16 protein-coding genes are annotated in these 14,887 nt (G+C 46.8%); 8 read left to right on the top strand and 8 right to left on the bottom strand.

Going from position 1 to position 14,887, the window contains the following annotated elements; all coding sequences use genetic code 11:
* Nucleotides 1–64 precede the first annotated feature (64 nt).
* The 4 genes from ABIX36_RS12415 (at nucleotide 65) to ABIX36_RS12400 (ending at nucleotide 3,269) form a co-directional block, all read left to right on the top strand.
* A complete protein-coding gene (locus ABIX36_RS12415) occupies nucleotides 65–457 on the top strand; it encodes an AraC family transcriptional regulator (RefSeq protein ID WP_348082481.1) in 393 nt (130 codons plus the stop codon).
* A gap of 137 nt (nucleotides 458–594) precedes the next feature.
* Nucleotides 595–1,359, top strand: coding sequence for an SDR family oxidoreductase (locus tag ABIX36_RS12410; protein ID WP_348082480.1), 765 nt, complete (start codon nucleotides 595–597; stop codon nucleotides 1,357–1,359).
* An 86-nt stretch (nucleotides 1,360–1,445) separates the two neighbouring features.
* Nucleotides 1,446–2,384 (top strand): DUF72 domain-containing protein, encoded by a 939-nt coding sequence (locus ABIX36_RS12405; RefSeq protein ID WP_348082479.1) that lies wholly within the window; start codon nucleotides 1,446–1,448, stop codon nucleotides 2,382–2,384.
* 51 nt (nucleotides 2,385–2,435) lie between these two features.
* Nucleotides 2,436–3,269, top strand: coding sequence for a hypothetical protein (locus ABIX36_RS12400; RefSeq protein ID WP_348082478.1), 834 nt, complete (start codon nucleotides 2,436–2,438; stop codon nucleotides 3,267–3,269).
* A gap of 37 nt (nucleotides 3,270–3,306) precedes the next feature.
* Here ABIX36_RS12400 and ABIX36_RS12395 read toward each other — a convergent pair whose 3' ends face one another.
* Both ABIX36_RS12395 and ABIX36_RS12390 read right to left on the bottom strand, forming a co-directional pair.
* The gene (locus ABIX36_RS12395) at nucleotides 3,307–3,528 is read right to left on the bottom strand and encodes a PspC domain-containing protein (protein ID WP_191191704.1); all 222 of its coding nucleotides are present in this window, start codon (nucleotides 3,526–3,528) and stop codon (nucleotides 3,307–3,309) included.
* Nucleotide 3,529: 1 nt separating this feature from the next.
* The gene (locus ABIX36_RS12390; protein WP_348082477.1) at nucleotides 3,530–4,816 is read right to left on the bottom strand and encodes a DUF2851 family protein; all 1,287 of its coding nucleotides are present in this window, start codon (nucleotides 4,814–4,816) and stop codon (nucleotides 3,530–3,532) included.
* A 158-nt stretch (nucleotides 4,817–4,974) separates the two neighbouring features.
* Between ABIX36_RS12390 and ABIX36_RS12385 the strand changes: the two genes are divergently transcribed.
* A complete protein-coding gene (locus tag ABIX36_RS12385; protein ID WP_348082476.1) occupies nucleotides 4,975–5,958 on the top strand; it encodes a glycoside hydrolase family 5 protein in 984 nt (327 codons plus the stop codon).
* An 84-nt stretch (nucleotides 5,959–6,042) separates the two neighbouring features.
* Nucleotides 6,043–6,501, top strand: coding sequence for a hypothetical protein (locus ABIX36_RS12380; protein WP_348082475.1), 459 nt, complete (start codon nucleotides 6,043–6,045; stop codon nucleotides 6,499–6,501).
* 53 nt (nucleotides 6,502–6,554) lie between these two features.
* On the opposite strand, the gene ABIX36_RS12375 is transcribed toward ABIX36_RS12380, so the two are convergent.
* Both ABIX36_RS12375 and ABIX36_RS12370 read right to left on the bottom strand, forming a co-directional pair.
* Nucleotides 6,555–7,316, bottom strand: a complete 762-nt coding sequence (locus ABIX36_RS12375) for an MBL fold metallo-hydrolase (RefSeq protein ID WP_348082474.1) — start codon at nucleotides 7,314–7,316, stop codon at nucleotides 6,555–6,557.
* Complete coding sequence (locus tag ABIX36_RS12370) at nucleotides 7,313–7,585, bottom strand: hypothetical protein (protein ID WP_191191708.1); 273 nt, start codon at nucleotides 7,583–7,585, stop codon at nucleotides 7,313–7,315. Before ABIX36_RS12370 ends, ABIX36_RS12375 begins: the two co-directional genes overlap by 4 nt.
* A 210-nt stretch (nucleotides 7,586–7,795) precedes the next feature.
* Between ABIX36_RS12370 and ABIX36_RS12365 the strand changes: the two genes are divergently transcribed.
* Nucleotides 7,796–8,929 (top strand): DUF5009 domain-containing protein, encoded by a 1,134-nt coding sequence (locus ABIX36_RS12365; protein ID WP_348082473.1) that lies wholly within the window; start codon nucleotides 7,796–7,798, stop codon nucleotides 8,927–8,929.
* 424 nt (nucleotides 8,930–9,353) lie between these two features.
* Here the strand turns inward: ABIX36_RS12365 and ABIX36_RS12360 are convergent, their stop codons facing one another.
* The 4 genes from ABIX36_RS12360 to ABIX36_RS12345 form a co-directional block, all read right to left on the bottom strand.
* Nucleotides 9,354–10,967, bottom strand: a complete 1,614-nt coding sequence (locus tag ABIX36_RS12360; protein ID WP_348082472.1) for an amidase — start codon at nucleotides 10,965–10,967, stop codon at nucleotides 9,354–9,356.
* A gap of 64 nt (nucleotides 10,968–11,031) precedes the next feature.
* Nucleotides 11,032–11,538, bottom strand: coding sequence for a hypothetical protein (locus ABIX36_RS12355; protein WP_348082471.1), 507 nt, complete (start codon nucleotides 11,536–11,538; stop codon nucleotides 11,032–11,034).
* 18 nt (nucleotides 11,539–11,556) lie between these two features.
* On the bottom strand, nucleotides 11,557–12,057 hold the full coding sequence (locus tag ABIX36_RS12350) for a hypothetical protein (RefSeq protein WP_348082470.1): 501 nt from the start codon (nucleotides 12,055–12,057) through the stop codon (nucleotides 11,557–11,559).
* Nucleotides 12,041–13,357, bottom strand: coding sequence for an ectonucleotide pyrophosphatase/phosphodiesterase (locus ABIX36_RS12345; protein WP_348082469.1), 1,317 nt, complete (start codon nucleotides 13,355–13,357; stop codon nucleotides 12,041–12,043). Before ABIX36_RS12345 ends, ABIX36_RS12350 begins: the two co-directional genes overlap by 17 nt.
* Nucleotides 13,358–13,511: 154 nt before the next feature.
* Here ABIX36_RS12345 and ABIX36_RS12340 point away from each other — a divergent pair, with 154 nt between their 5' ends.
* Complete coding sequence (locus tag ABIX36_RS12340; protein WP_348082468.1) at nucleotides 13,512–14,828, top strand: MFS transporter; 1,317 nt, start codon at nucleotides 13,512–13,514, stop codon at nucleotides 14,826–14,828.
* The last annotated feature ends 59 nt before the right edge of the window (nucleotides 14,829–14,887 follow it).

Below are 14,887 nucleotides of genomic sequence, written 5' to 3'. Positions count from 1 at the left end.
TTCCTTCCCCTTGCAAAAATGAAACGCTTTATCATTAACTTTGATAAAGTAACTGTATACCAATATGCCGCCTGTTATTCCCAAAAAAATACTAGCCCGCCGGCACGAGATCACCGCTGATTTTTTGGCGGAGATTGATAAGCACCTGGATGATATTATGCAGGACAAGCGTACCGATATGTTCGAGATCCGCGATTTTGCGGAGATACTGCACATACACCCTACCCATTTAAGCAATACCATTAAACTCACTACCGGCAAAGCGCCCTGCTTTTTTTTCGAAAAAAGGATAATGGAGATCGCCAAAGGCATGTTGCAGGAAAACGTCGCCATCAAAGAAATAGCCTACAAACTCACTTTCGATCCATCCAACTTCACCAAGTTCTTTAAACGCTTTGAAGGTGTTACGCCAAAGGAATATAAAGAGCAGGTGTTTGAGGGAGCAACTGCAAGTTAAAAATCAGTGTAATCATCATTAATCGGTGTAATCCCCTAATAATACTAAAACTGTCACCATTTTATCTGAAGTAGTCACCATTTTTTGCGTCGGTTTTTGCTGCACCTTTGTATCATCATCTAAAAACAAAAAAGGAAATGGAACCCACAAACAAAATTGCACTCATAACAGGCGGAAGCAGGGGCCTTGGTAAAAACGCCGCGTTAAAACTGGCGTCGAAAGGTAACGATGTGATAATAACCTACCGCAGCAAAAAAGAGGAAGCCGACGAAGTGGTAGCAGAAATTGAATCGCTTGGCCTTAAAGCTGCGGCCCTGCAATTGGATACGGGCATCGTATCGTCATTCGAAGGATTTAAAACAGCGCTAACCGCCATTTTAACCGAGAAGTGGAATCGCGACACTTTCGATTTCCTGATCAACAATGCTGGTATTGATGCTGCCGCGCCGTTCGCCAAAACTACGGAAGAAGATTTTGACAACCTGTTCAACGTGCACTTTAAAGGGGTATACTTTTTAACCCAAACCTTGCTCAACACCATAGCCAATGGCGGGCGCATCATCAACCTTTCTACCGGGCTTACCCGCTTTGCTACGCCGGGTTACGCGGCTTATGCATCCATGAAGGGCGCCATAGAGGTATTTACCAAATATCTGGCTAAAGAACTGGGCAGCCGCGGCATTGCCGCCAATTTGGTAGCGCCGGGCATTATCGAAACTGATTTCACCAAAAAAGCATTCGACAGCCACCCTGGCATGCACGATTTTATATCCTCCATCACGGCATTGGGTCGCCCCGGTCAGCCGGACGATATTGGCGGCGTGATCGCCTTCCTGTGCTCGGAAGATGCCCGCTGGATAAACGCGCAAAGGATAGAAGCTTCGGGCGGTATGTTTTTGTAACGGATGCTTAAATACCATTGAATTTGGCAAGAGGAACGAGATAATCGTTCCTCTTTTATTTTTTAAACCTGCCGGTAAGCCTTATCTTGCCAAAAATTTATAGCAATATGGAATTTGGCCGCGTAACCGACGAAGAACTCAATTTTGTAGATTTCAGCCTTCCGCCCGATCCGGATTTTACGGTGGAAACCCTGCAGTCGGCAAATACTACCGGGCCATTGCAGGTACGCGCCGGTTGCGCCAAATGGGGGCGTAAAGAATGGGTAGGCAAAATTTACCCGCCAAAAACCAAGGACGCTAACTTTTTGGACGAGTACGTAAAGCACTTTAACTGCATCGAACTTAACGCCACCTTCTACCAAACATACGGCCCGGCCACCATCAGCAAATGGAAAGAAAAAGCCGACGCTAATCCCGATTTTAAGTTCTGCCCCAAATTCTCGCAGAGCATCAGCCACATCCGCCGCTTAAAAAACGCCGAAGATATAACCACCAGTTACTACGAAGGTGTTATGGCTTTCGGCGATAAGCTTGGTCCGCTGTTTTTGCAGTTGAGCGATAATTACACACCCAAAAGCCTGCCCGAGCTTACCGCTTATTTAGAAAGCCTGCCTACCGACGTACCCGTATTTGTGGAATTAAGGCATAAGGAATGGTTCTCCGTACCAGCCAATAAGGAAGCCGTTTTCAGCCTGTTTAAGCGCCTTAATATCGGCAGTATATTGACAGATGCCAGCGGTCGCCGCGATTGCCTGCACATGATGCTACCCACGCCACACGCTTTTATCCGCTTTGTAGGCAACAGCCTGCACCCTACCGATTACGCGCGTTGCGATGAATGGGTGGACCGTATTATGCAGTGGAAAGAACTTGGCCTGCAGTCCGTTTGGTTTTTTATGCACCAGCACGATGAACGCTACAGCCCCGAACTTTGCGATTACGTGATAGATAAACTGAACCAGCGATTGGGCACGAATTTAATGAGACCAACTTTTATTAGCAAGGACGAGGGTTTGTTTAAATAAAAAAAATATCGGCAGCCTTACATTGATTATCAACAGGTATATTCGCCTCTCATGAAAAAAACCTATTCCTTATTACAGCTGCTTTTTATTGTATTTCTAACTGTACAATCCTGCTCAAAAGGAGGCACGGTTACTCCGGTTACGCCCGTTACCCCAGTAACACCTATTACGCCGGTAACTCCCGTTATACCAGTAACGCCCGAGGAAACTTTTGCCCCCGAGCGTTATTTTGTCAGCCGCATAACTACCAAAATAGGTTACAGCCGTACCAATGTTGAAGAGTTTGTTTATGACGACAAAAAACGCTTAGCCGAGTATCGGTCCAGAGATTCGTTACAGGGTGTTTATGAAAGTTACAGATATACTTATGATGATCAAAACAGAGTAGTAAAATCAGCTTATTTTACAGTAAATGGCGCAGCCGGCGAGGTGAAATTATATTCCTATAATAATGATATAACAACGCCGACAAAGGGTTATCCTGCTACTACAGACGATGGAAAAGCCGCATATATGTGGCCGGTATCGTTAACGGCAACCAATCAAATCATATTTTTAGGCGACTTGGGTATGTGTTCTTATAACGCGCTTGGGCAAACAGTGTATTTTGGTGCACCAACCCTCTTTGATCCGGCTTATGCTTACCCTGTTTCTTACGATAATAAAAACAATCCGTTCAAGAATGTAATAGGCATAAATCCGCACTATACCTGCTTTATAAACAATTTCCCCACAAACACCATTAACAATAGATTATCGCTAAAATTTAGCGGCGGTGTTCAATTGAATTTCACTTATAACGGTGCAGATTTCCCTAAGAGTGCCTGGTATACCGATGATACCGGTTTTAAACACACAATTACCTACGAATACGCTATAAAGTAAATCACCCGAAAGAAAATATCAGGCTATAGCTGTAACATCACATATCCACAGCGCGCGTTCTGCTGCGTTTGATATAGTTGCGAAAATCCAGTACGATACCTGCGAAGAAGTAAAATATGAGCGGGAAACCTACCGCCAGGAAAGACGAGTAGATGAAGAACAATCTTATTTTGGCGATGGAAACGTTGAAACGCTCGCCCAGGTAAGTGCACACCCCGAAGGAGTAGCGCTCAAAAAAGGTGATGATCCGTTGTAGCATATCAGCCGGGTTTTAGTATTTTAATTCCAACGCCGCATTGCAGGCATTTCTTATAATCGCAGTAATTATTTTTTAGTTCCAGCAATGCCTGCGACTCGAACGCTGTAAAAATATTCACCCCTAAGTTAGCAAAATCTGCCGTAACATGGTTATTTTCAGCAGGTATATTTTCTAAAAGTTTTAAAGCACGGCTGGTAAAGTAGGTTGTTTGCATGTGCTTGCCATAACTAAACAGGAATAAAGCTACCGTATTCAGCAGTATAGTATCTACCGATGCCTGCCCGAAATGTTTGGCTGAAGACGGAGAGTCCTTATCAAACCGATAATGGTTTTCCCAATAATCATTCACCTTAATATCGGCAAACAGTGCCCGCAGCTGCTTCACCTCCTTCACCTCCAGTATCTTCGAGAACAGGTGGTTGCTTTGCACCACCAACGCCGCAAATTGCGCCAGCCGGATAGTAGGGAAGTTTTGTGGCCTCATCCGCAGGAATTTCCAAAGGTGGTTCTCTATCGGCACAAGGCCGAGCTTTTTCCGCAGGTAATGGTACTCCTTTTTTAAGTTGCGCGGGTAGTCATCCACCAATTCACCTTCCAAAAAGCCGGCCTGCCCAAATAGCAGGGCTTCAATTTGCAACGGGTTATTTTTATGCTTCGCGAGGATATTCTGCGGAAGCGATTTCGCCAGCAACTCGAAAGGTAGCGCATTAGTTTTAAAGCCAAAGTTAGCGGCCAGATATTGATAAAACGTTTCCTCCCAATCGCCCCGGTTATTAGCAAGAGCGGCGTTCACGGCTTCGGCGCGTTTTTCCAGGCGCTCCACCAGCACGCGGGTAAGCCAGTTTTGCATCGTTAGCGGGTCTATCCTGCCAATACCGGCCTCGCAGGGGATAATGGTTTGGTTACCGAAAACAAGGTTGTGATAGCGCTGGTACAGGTCGGCGCTGATACGATCCTTCAACACCAGTGTAGGTACACGGCGGCCGCTCGGCAGCGTTACGGGCGCGTCATCGTTATACACCACGTGCAGTATCACATTGTCGTAAGCGTTATCATCTGTATGTCCGTGGCGCTGCCAGTCGGCCGAGCTTAAATGCAGCTCGGCATTGCCCGCCCAGGTAGTTTCGCCAATGCGGATGCGTGCGTTCTGAAAGTCGGGCCCCGCGTGCGTGTTGTGCAGGCCTACCGAATAAATTTCCAGCTCTTCGCCATCGGTTGTGCGCAGGTTCAGCCTGTCGAACAGGCGGAACTTCCATACGTAATGCAAAAAGTCTTCGGTGAAAAGCATGGTATCGGGTTGCAGGTTATTTTTAAAGACGGTTCAATATACAATTTTTGCTAAATTAATTGGCAAACTAATTTTAGCGTGTATTAAATTTTCAGCATACTCTTATGAATTTATTACAATCATGAGGTTACGCGGCGCATTTGCCCTACATTGTTCTGATGATGAAGAAATCTGTTTTGTTGCTTCTGATAACGCTCAGCGTTTTATCCGTAGCCATCGGCCAACCAGCCGGTTCACCAGTTGCTGTTAACGGTGCTTTAAGCGTTAAGGGTAGTAAAATTGTAAATAAAAATGGTGTTCCGCCGCAGCTAAGGGGTATCAGCCTTTCCTGGAGCTTATGGGCGGGTAAGAAGTATTATAACCCAGCGGTGGTTGATTGGCTGGCCAGGGATTTTAAGGTTTCCATCATCCGCCCGGCAATGGGTGTGCAGCCCCGGCACGGTTACCTGCAGGAACCAGCCCTGCAAAAGCAGCTGATGATAACCGTTGTAAACCAGGCCATTAAAAACGGCATTTATGTACTGATAGACTGGCACGACCATAACAGCCACCTGCATACCCCCGAAGCCAAGGCTTTTTTTGCAGAGATGGCCAAAAAATACAGCGGCGTACCCAATGTTATTTATGAAATATGGAACGAGCCCGAAAGGATTGGCTGGGACACGGTGAAAAACTACGCGCTGCAGGTGATCTCCGAGATCAGGAAGTACGATGCTAAAAACCTCATCATTGTAGGCAGCCCGCATTGGGACCAGGACGTAGATATCGCCGCTGCCAACCCGGTGACCGGCTTCAGCAATATCGCCTATTCCTTCCATTTTTATGCTTCAGATAAAGGCCACCAGGACAGGCTACGGGCAAAGGGTGATAAAGCCATTAAACTCGGCCTGCCATTGATGATAACCGAATGGGGCGTTGGCGAAGCCAACGGTAACGGGCAGTTCAGCAAAACGAAAACAAAGCTGTGGGTAAACTGGATGGCGGCAAACCAGCTAAGCTGGGCCAACTGGAACCTGACCGATAAAGACGAAACCACCGCTATTTTAGAGCCCGGCGCACCTCCAAACGGAGGCTGGAGGGATGAACAACTGACGGATGCGGGCTTTTACATCAGGAAGTTACTGCGGGAGTTGAATAAATAAACATCACTAATTTATTACACTAAATAAACCATTTGTCATCACCCGTTTACCTAACTTGTAGACCATTGATTTGAAGGCCGGCAAATGGGTAAAGTAAATGCTTTATGGGTAATAATTTCGGCTATGTGGCTGTACTCCGGCTGTGCACATAGCAAAAAGCTTTACACCAGCGATTGCAGCGCGGGGATAACCTTTAAAAAAGTAAGCTACACCAACCTGGTTGATAGTATTAAGTACTACGATAAACAGTACGTAGAGGTATATGGCAAATACATTGAAGGTAAAAACCTGTCGGCGCTGGTAAACGACAGCCTGTTTGCCGACCATGGCAACAGCCGGACCCTTTGGGTGAATTTTACGCAGGATTGTCCCCTTTATTTAAAAGGAACCCAGCAAGGCTTTTTTGCATCAGAGGATGGCAGTGCCGCCCACATGAATAACCGCATGGTAACTATTCGAGGCCAGGTAGATGTATTACTTAAAGGCCACCAAAAAGCTTATAGCGGCACTATTAACCAGGTGAGTTATATCGAGCTGTATTAAAATGGCGCTAATGCTTGTCGCTATGTTTTAAAGATGCGATTTTGAGGGAGAACTTAAATTTCCAACTTCAGGCCATCGTAGGCCAGCTTGATACCTGCAGGCAATTCTTCGGCAATTACCGCGTGTTTGCCCAGCCGGTGGCTGATGTGGGTAAAATAGGTGGTTTCGGCACCGATATCTTTCGCGAAAGCAATAGCCTCTTCCAGCGTAAAGTGCGAAATGTGGGTTTGTTTTTGCAGGGCGTTTATCACTAATATTTTGCTGCCGCGGATCTTTTGCTTTTCGGTTTCCGTCACCGTTTTGGCATCGGTGATATAGGTAAAATCATTTATCCGGAAACCCAGTACAGGTAGTTTGTAATGCATCACCTCAATGGGGGTAAAATGGATACTGCCGATATCAAAAGGATTCAGATCGATACTATGCAGGTCTATCTGCGGGATACCGGGGTATCCTTTATCATCAAAAATATAGGGGAACTCACGGCGAAGGGCCAGTTGTACGCGGGCATCGGCATAAATATCTACAGCGCCCTGCTGTTTGTAATTAAACGCGCGGATATCATCCATCCCGGCCACATGATCTTTATGCTCGTGCGTAAAAACAATAGCATCCAGGTGCTTTACACCGGCGCGCAGCATCTGGTACCTAAAATCGGGCCCCGAATCTATCACTACGGTTTTACCCGGGCTTTCAATTAAAATGGAGGTGCGCAGGCGCTTATCGCGCGCGTCGGCAGAGGTGCATACTTCGCAATCGCAGGCTATTACAGGCACGCCCTGCGATGTTCCGGTTCCTAAAAATGTTATGGTCACAGCTGCAGTGTTGTTTGTTTTAGTTGATGCAAAAATGCAGCCTGTTTCTCATCGAGCAGGTGTTGGTCTATTTCGAGGGTGCGAGCCAGGTCGGCAATGGCCGCTATCTTACTCTCCAGGTTGGCAAACTTGTTCACCATTACCATACGGCTGCTTAGCAGCAGGCAGGCCCCGGTTTTAAAGTTGCCTTTCTCGTAACGCACGCGGTAACCGGCTGTTTTTAACAGCAGTTCCAGTTTCTCCAGCGTGTGGTTGGTCATCGTAAGCATGGCATTCAAAAATAGAATAATTACCGGTTAGATGAATAATTACCGGCATGTTTTTTCACTATTGTGCAAGATAAAAACCATCTTCTTAAAATATTTTAAAAACTTTTATATAGTTTTAGAAACGAAATAAGCAGTACTATTTTTAGTATCGAATTATTTATATATTGTACCATTGTTTCCCCTGACAAGTTTTAAACCTTTTATTGAATTATGAGCCAAAAGCCCGACAGGTTTCTTTCGCTGGACGTGTTTCGCGGAATGACCATTTGTTTTATGATCATTGTAAATACACCCGGCAGCGGCGCGGCACCCTTTGCCCCGCTGGAGCACGCCGCCTGGTTCGGTTTTACCCCTACAGACCTGGTTTTCCCATCCTTCCTGTTCGCGGTGGGCAACGCCATGAGCTTTACCTCGGCCAAATTCGCACAAATGAGCACCAGCTCTGTTTTGGGTAAGATCTTTAAACGCGCATTCATCATTTTCCTGCTGGGTTACCTCATGTACTGGTTCCCCTTTTTCGACCGGATTGATGGCGTATGGACATTCAGGCCTTTCAGCGGAACACGCGTGATGGGTGTACTGCAACGCATCGCGCTCTGCTATCTGTTTGCCTCGCTTATCGTTTACTTCATCAAATCAAAAAGGGCGGTTATTATCATCAGCGTATTGCTGCTGGTGGGCTACCAGGTTTTGCTGTTGCTGTTTGGCGACCCGGTTGCCCCTTACAGTATGCTGACCAACGCGGGCACCTACCTTGATAAATTTATTTTAGGTGATGGGCACCTTTACCACGGCGAACGTGTGGCCTTCGACCCGGAGGGGATCCTGAGCACCCTGCCTGCTATTGTAAACGTGATATGCGGTTATTACGCCGGTAAATTTATACAGGAGAAGGGCAAAAGCTACGAATCCATCGCTAAGCTGCTGCTGGTTGGCTGCCTCTTCCTTTTCATCGCCCTTGCGTGGAACATGAACTTCCCGATAGGCAAAAAATTATGGTCGAGCCCGTTCACGCTGCTTACCGTTGGGCTGGATATGGTGATCATCTCCTCGCTCATCTACCTTGTTGAAGTGCTTAAATGGAACGCCCTTAACTGGACCTCCTTTTTCACCACCGTGGGTAAAAATCCGTTGGCTATTTACATCCTCTCGGAGATCCTCATCATTGCTTTTTGGATAATCCCGGTAGGGAAAGTAAGCTTTTTCGACTGGATAAATCACTCGGTTTACCAAACAATAGCGCCCGGTGCCATAGGCTCGCTATTGTTTGCCATTAGCTACATGCTTATTTGCTGGGTCGTTGGGAAGATTTTGGATAGCAGGAAGATATATATCAGGGTTTAGGACGGGATTCGTCGATTTGACTCAACCAATGACGCTACTTTTCACTTCTTTGCGGAGCAGAGGGGGTGAAAAAGCGGTGCCACCCAAAGCTTAAAGCCCATTTAAAAGGAAAAGGCTTTATTTTAACCACCTGGCGGGAATTGATGGACGGAGAAAGAAAGAAGGAGCACAGTAACCCCTTTTTGAAAATGATAGCCCATCAATGGGCAGATTCCATAAAACGTTCCGCTGGAACGTAAAAATTGCCGTTTCTTTTTCTACCGATAAGCCGTTCCTCCGGAACGATTTTATTTTTCTTCATCCCTTCGGGATGTTTTATGGGTAGAAAGTGCCGAAAAACCTTTTACGTTCCAGCGGAACGTTTTATGAATTACCCGTCTTTTCAATCTTGGGCTATTACTGCTTAAAACAGGGACAAGAGAGATTACCCAAACAAATTCTCTTTAAACTCCGGCTTTTTACGCTTTTTGGAGGCCTGTTCGTAAGCATAGGCCAGCGTTAACAGTTCTCCTTCTTTCCAGGCGGTGCTGAAGAAGGATAGCCCCATCGGCAGATCGTGCCAGGCCCCCATGGGTACGGTAATATGGGGGTAACCCGCCATAGCCGCCGGGGTAGAGAAGGAGAAACCGTTATCATAATCACCGTTGATCAGATCTATGCAGCTGGCGAAACCGTTGGTAGGGCCGCAAATGGCATCCAGCTTATTTTCTGCCATGATGGTATCAATCGCTTTACGGCTTACACCGGTTGATTTAGCCAGCGCATCGGTATATTCTTTGGATGTCAGATCGCCTTTCCCCTGCGCTTCTATCAGGGTTTCCTGTTTAAAAAAAGGCATTGCTTTACCCTCGTTGGTTTTGTTGAAAGCAATTACATCGGCCAGGTTTTTTACGCCGGCACCAGCGGTGCTGAGATATTTATTCAATCCATCCTTAAACTCGTACAGCAATACCTGGAACTCCGCGCCATCGGCTGGTTTCAGCGCTTTGGATACCTCTACTTCAATCACTTCCGCACCCTGTTTTTTGAGGGTTTCGATAGCCTCTTTTATTAAATTAAGCGTACCATCGTTGGCGTGCTCTATTTTTTCGAAACCGATGCGCTTGCCTTTTAAGCCGTTCGCATCCAGAAATTTGGTATAATCTTTTTCGGGTTTGGCTTTTAGGGTATAGCTGTCGTTAGGGTCGGCACCGGTTAATGCACCTAATAAGATTGCGGCATCTCGCACGGTACGCGCCATGGGTCCTGCGGTGTCCTGGGTTATCGAGATGGGGATAATCCCGCTCCGGCTTAACAGGCCTACTGTTGGCTTAATACCCACGAGGCCTGCAACTGAAGAAGGTGATACCACCGAACCATCTGTTTCGGTACCAATGGCAACTGCACATAAATTAGCCGACGCAGCAGAGCCCGAGCCTGCGCTTGAACCGCTTGGGCCCCTATCCAATACGTAGGGGTTTTTTGTTTGCAAGCCACGGCAACTCCAGCCACTGGTGGAGCGCGATGAGCGGAAGTTAGCCCATTCACTCAAGTTGGTTTTGCCTAATATTACGGCGCCTGCCTGGCGCAGTTTGTGTACGATGAAAGCATCCTGTTTGGCAAAATGGTCGGCCAGTGCCAGCGAACCCGCTGTAGTGTGCATGGTATCGCCCGTATCGATGTTATCCTTTATTAAAACAGGAATGCCATGCAGCGGCCCATGGATCACGCCTGCTTTTCGCTCTTTATCCAGCGCGTCGGCCATGTCCAGGGCACTTTTATTCAATTCTATAATGGAATTTAGCTTGGGGCCGCCTTTGTCTATTGCTTCAATTCTTTTTAAATACAATTCGGTAATGGAGCGGGAGGTGTAGGTACCATCCTGCATTTTCTTTTGCAGTTCATCTATGGTTACTTCGTTTAGCTCAAAATCATCTGCGGACGAGGTTGTGCTATCCGTTTTTGGATCTGCAGATGGTTGCGAGCAGGAAACAGCGCTCAGGGTGGTTAAGGTTAAGCCGGCTAAGGTGCCTGTTTTTAAAAAGTTTCTTCGTTGCATGTTGAGGGATGTTGTGAAATGCATCCCAATTTAAGAAAAATAATAAGCGTTTAAGCAAGCATAATTAATTCGCCAGAAATTCGGGTTTTACCGGCGCGGGAATCTTCAATTCCTCGTTAAAATTGGGCAGTAAACGGCGCAGCACATCGGCAGGCATATTGCCCACGTCTAAGAACGTCCAGCTTTCGCCCTTATCATCGCTCACGCCAAGCAGGTACGAACGGGCACGATAACGCCCCACAGCAGTTTTAAGGATGATCTCCTCGGGGATAAGGCAATGCAGCTGCGTACCGGCTTTGTAAATTTCACCGGGCGTACCTACCGTACCTTCAAAACTGGTAATGCCCTGCTTTTTCAGCTCTTCCATCCTTTCGGTTATCAGCTGCTGCATTTGCTCTTTACCGCCCGAAAGTTCGATGAGTTTGGGATAAGTGCCTGCTATAATTACAGCAACATCGCCCTTAAATGTAGCGTGCGCGAACAAGCCCGCCTGGCGTTTTATCGTAGCGATATCCTGCGCATGGAGGCCAAACGGAAGAAGAAGCAAAAAAAGGACGCGAACAAATTTCATGATCATCAAATACCTGGACTACATGCCCATTTGCTTAGGCTCGGGGATCTTCAGATCCTTATTAAAGTTGGGGAACATTTTTGGTATCTGCGCTATAGTGTTTTTGTTCAGATCTATAAATGTCCAATTTTTGCCTTTATCACTGCTTACAGCCAGCAGGTTACTCTGCGAATGGAGAGTGTTTGCACCAACCTTCATGGTAACATTTTCTGGCACAAGGCAATGGATCTCTGTACCGGCCTTGTAAAATTTACCAGGCGAGCCAATAGTCGCGCTCTGGAATGTTATCCCCTGGGCTTTCATCTGCTTCATGCCGTTTGTCATCAATTGCAGTAATTTATCTTTACCGCCAACCATTTTTAACACCTTTGGGTGCATGTAATTTATTACGGTACTGTAATTACCGGCAATTAAAGCCGCCGCTACAATATTGGCCTGTTTTTTAACAGCAGTGGTATCCTGCGCGTAAAGCGCGACAGGCAATAAAAGCAATAAGGTAAGTTTAATAGCTAATTTCATTTCTTCTTTTTCTTCTAACGGTTTTTTTGATCAAAATCTTATTAGCCAGCGCATTCGTGCCATCTACTTTCTCGGTGATCTTCAGTCCCAATACCTCGGCTATCATATTATATACATCAACATTGGGGAACGCGGCAATGTTTAAATGCTTTTTAAACGCCGGGCCCCAGGCGTAAAAGGTGGCGTGCATATCTTTTATAACGGTTGGGTCGTACCCGTGCCAGCCGGGGTTGGTGTTTTTACGGTTATTGAGGTTAAACACCTTAGGCCACTCGGGAATCAGCAGTATATCGCCTATGCGGTCGTGCCAGTCATCCGTTGCCCCGTAATGGAATTTGGCCGGCATATCGGTTTTTAAATAAACCTTGTAGTCTTTGGCCTCTTTGGTAAGCTCCTCAAATGTGCTTTGGATGGCTGTTTTGTCTTTTGCGTACAGCTCCACCAGGATGCCATCGCCCGACACCTTGAATTTGGCGGTATCAATAGCAGCGGGTACGCCTAAAGGATTCTTGTTATCAACCTTGGTCATACCGTGGTCGGCCACGAAAACAAAATTCACATTCAGTCCTGTTTTTTTTACGGCTTTATACAATTCGTTCACCGCCGAATCTAAAAAACGCACTTCGTGCGCTGTCTCGGGCGCATCGGGGCTGTAGAGGTGCCCGGCATGGTCTACCTGCGGCAGGTAAAAAGTAATAAGGTGAGGGCGCTCTTCCGGGGGAAGTTTGAGCCAGTTAACTACCGCAGCAATGCGGTTGTTCATTTCTATCTTTTCGTTGTAAATGTAATAGTAGGTTGGGCGGGTATCTTTTATGGCCGCTTCTGAGGCTACCCAATAAAAACTTGCCGACAGCATTTTCTGCTGCTCGGCCAGTACCCAAAGTGGTGTGCCCCCATACCAGGTGCCATCAGCGACTTTGACTTTATTGCTCATGCTGTAGCTCTCGTTACGGTTTCTATCGTAAAATGTATTATTTACCAGCCCCGAGTGTGATGGATACAGTCCGCTTACCATAGCATAGTGATTGGGGAAGGTTACCGAGGGATAAGAAGGCACCATTGACTGAGCCTCCACGCCCGCCGCCCTGAATTTTTTCAGGTTCCCCGCATCGTACTTATCGGTATAATCCCAGCGAAAGCCATCGGCAGAAATTAATATTAAGTAAGGTTTTTGCTGCTGCGCGATGCTGTTTTTACGCCCGGCGATCACCTTCTGCGTGGTGTCTATAACCGGCACCGACTGGCAAAGGCTGTTTAAACAAAACATTACGAGGGCCGCGAGGATACTGTATTTTTTCATTTGGGGATAATACTGCTGCCTCAAAAATATATAATTAAGGTTAACATATTGATACTATAACATTAATGTTGCTAAAGCACCTGCGGCATCTGCCCGATTTTCAAAACGGTTTATTATTTATATCTTGGCTTAGCTAAATCACCCATTCTGCATCATGAACGCCGCACCTACCTCCCAGCCTATTACAACATCAAGCCGCATTAAATCTATTGTGGGGGGCTCGTTGGGGAACCTGGTTGAGTGGTACGACTGGTATGTATACTCCGCATTTTCGCTTTATTTTGCTTCGGCCTTTTTCCCATCTGCCAATAAAACGGTGGAACTTTTAAATGCCGCGGGGGTATTTGCCATTGGCTTTTTAATGCGCCCGCTGGGTGGCTGGCTGATGGGTACTTTTGCCGATAAAAAAGGCCGTAAAGCAGCGCTTACCTACTCTGTTTTGCTGATGAGCGCAGGATCATTAATTATAGCCGTAACGCCCGATTATAACCACATTGGCATAGCCGCACCCATATTACTGGTTTTCGCGCGGATTGTTCAAGGACTTAGCGTTGGCGGCGAATACGGCACCAGCGCCACCTATCTCAGCGAAATGGCATCCAAAAAACATCGGGGCTTTTATTCCAGCTTTCAATATGTTACGCTCATTATGGGGCAACTGGTCGCTCTTGGGGTGCTGGTATTGCTTCAGCGTGTGTTCCTCACCGAAGAGCAGCTTCGCCTTTGGGGCTGGCGTATCCCTTTCGCTATTGGCGCTGTACTGGCTGTAATTACCATGTACCTGCGCCGTAGCTTGCACGAGCCTGCTACCTTCACAAGCAAAGAAAATAAGGAGAAGAAAGACAGCCGCGGCACCATCAAAGCATTGCTGCAACATCCGCGCACCGTAATTACCGTTATGGGGCTTACGCTGGGCGGTACGGTGGCTTTTTATACGTTTACTACCTACATGCAAAAGTTTTTGGTGAACACCAGCGGTTTCAGCAAAAATACGGCTACGTTGGTATCAACGCTTACCCTGTTTGTTTTTATGCTGGTACAACCCCTGTACGGCTATATATCTGATAGAATAGGCCGTAAACCGCTGCTTAAAACCTTTGGTATTTTGGGTACGCTTACCACTGTGCCTATTATGATAGCCCTTAGTCATACCAAAAACGAATGGGTTGCTTTCGGGCTGATTATGTTGGCATTGCTTATCGTGAGCAGTTACACCTCCATCAACGCGGTGGTAAAGGCCGAGCTTTTTCCGGCGCATATCCGCGCGTTGGGGGTTGGGTTCCCGTATGCTATCGCGGTATCCCTATTCGGCGGCACGGCCGAGCCCATTGCCCTGCTCTTCAAACTAAACGGCCACCAGGAATGGTTTTACTGGTATGTTACGCTTTGTATCATGGTGTCGTTAGTGATCTATATTACGATGAATGACACGCAGAAGCACTCGAAGATTGAGGAGGAAGTGCAGGGGTGATTGGTTATTGTTCTGTAGCCTTGTGAGGTGCGGCTGTAAGTTATGTCGAGCCTGTGGAT

The sequence above is a fragment of the Mucilaginibacter sp. genome (genome assembly GCF_039925265.1).
In the GTDB taxonomy this organism is placed as follows: Bacteria; Bacteroidota; Bacteroidia; order Sphingobacteriales; family Sphingobacteriaceae; genus Mucilaginibacter.
Note: the sequence above shows the minus strand (reverse complement) of the source record. Positions and strands in the feature narration are given on the sequence as shown.

Coding starts and splice junctions, on each gene's coding strand:
- ABIX36_RS12415 (WP_348082481.1), top strand. CDS start 65: ATGCCGCCTGTTATTCCCAAAAAAATACTAGCCCGCCGGCACGAGATC.
- ABIX36_RS12410 (WP_348082480.1), top strand. CDS start 595: ATGGAACCCACAAACAAAATTGCACTCATAACAGGCGGAAGCAGGGGC.
- ABIX36_RS12400 (WP_348082478.1), top strand. CDS start 2,436: ATGAAAAAAACCTATTCCTTATTACAGCTGCTTTTTATTGTATTTCTA.
- ABIX36_RS12395 (WP_191191704.1), bottom strand. CDS start 3,528: ATGCTACAACGGATCATCACCTTTTTTGAGCGCTACTCCTTCGGGGTG.
- ABIX36_RS12390 (WP_348082477.1), bottom strand. CDS start 4,816: ATGCTTTTCACCGAAGACTTTTTGCATTACGTATGGAAGTTCCGCCTG.
- ABIX36_RS12385 (WP_348082476.1), top strand. CDS start 4,975: ATGATGAAGAAATCTGTTTTGTTGCTTCTGATAACGCTCAGCGTTTTA.
- ABIX36_RS12380 (WP_348082475.1), top strand. CDS start 6,043: ATGGGTAAAGTAAATGCTTTATGGGTAATAATTTCGGCTATGTGGCTG.
- ABIX36_RS12370 (WP_191191708.1), bottom strand. CDS start 7,585: ATGCTTACGATGACCAACCACACGCTGGAGAAACTGGAACTGCTGTTA.
- ABIX36_RS12365 (WP_348082473.1), top strand. CDS start 7,796: ATGAGCCAAAAGCCCGACAGGTTTCTTTCGCTGGACGTGTTTCGCGGA.
- ABIX36_RS12360 (WP_348082472.1), bottom strand. CDS start 10,967: ATGCAACGAAGAAACTTTTTAAAAACAGGCACCTTAGCCGGCTTAACC.
- ABIX36_RS12355 (WP_348082471.1), bottom strand. CDS start 11,538: ATGAAATTTGTTCGCGTCCTTTTTTTGCTTCTTCTTCCGTTTGGCCTC.
- ABIX36_RS12350 (WP_348082470.1), bottom strand. CDS start 12,057: ATGAAATTAGCTATTAAACTTACCTTATTGCTTTTATTGCCTGTCGCG.
- ABIX36_RS12345 (WP_348082469.1), bottom strand. CDS start 13,357: ATGAAAAAATACAGTATCCTCGCGGCCCTCGTAATGTTTTGTTTAAAC.
- ABIX36_RS12340 (WP_348082468.1), top strand. CDS start 13,512: ATGAACGCCGCACCTACCTCCCAGCCTATTACAACATCAAGCCGCATT.